The 421-nt window shown below is 48.5% G+C and carries 1 protein-coding gene; it reads left to right on the forward strand.

The features are described 5' to 3' along the window. Positions 1-60 precede the first annotated feature (60 nt). A complete protein-coding gene (locus tag JCM17207_RS09725) occupies positions 61-411 on the forward strand; it encodes a helix-turn-helix domain-containing protein (protein WP_238317471.1) in 351 nt (116 codons plus the stop codon). The last annotated feature ends 10 nt before the right edge of the window (positions 412-421 follow it).

Raw genomic sequence — 421 nt, forward strand, 5'->3', positions numbered from 1 at the left:
GAACTGCACCCCATTTGTTAGACAGTATGGTATACTGGATAACAAGTGGGGTGTTTTATTATGCCAAAAGGAATACCGAACAAACGCTACACGCCGGAATTTAAGCAACTGGTAGTAGAGACAATGCGAAAGGAACACATAAGTGTTCGCGAAGCGATGCGAAGGTTTGAGATCAACAACCATGGCATCATTGAACGGTGGGAGCGAATCTATCTTGAAGAAGGGCCGGAAGGATTAGCGATCGAACGGCGAGGGCGAAAAAATAGCAGCCAGTCTGCCAAGTCGTCTAAGACGGTTGAAGAAGACCTGATCGCCGAGAACCAGCGGCTGCGCGCGGAGAACGAATACCTAAAAAATTTGCAAGCCTTGGTTTTGGAAGAAGAGCGACGCCGGCACAGAAAACGCAGGTGATCCAAACACT

It is taken from the genome of Faecalibacterium gallinarum (assembly GCF_022180365.1).
GTDB lineage: Bacteria > Bacillota > Clostridia > Oscillospirales > Ruminococcaceae > Faecalibacterium > Faecalibacterium gallinarum.

Coding starts and splice junctions, on each gene's coding strand:
- JCM17207_RS09725 (WP_238317471.1), top strand. CDS start 61: ATGCCAAAAGGAATACCGAACAAACGCTACACGCCGGAATTTAAGCAA.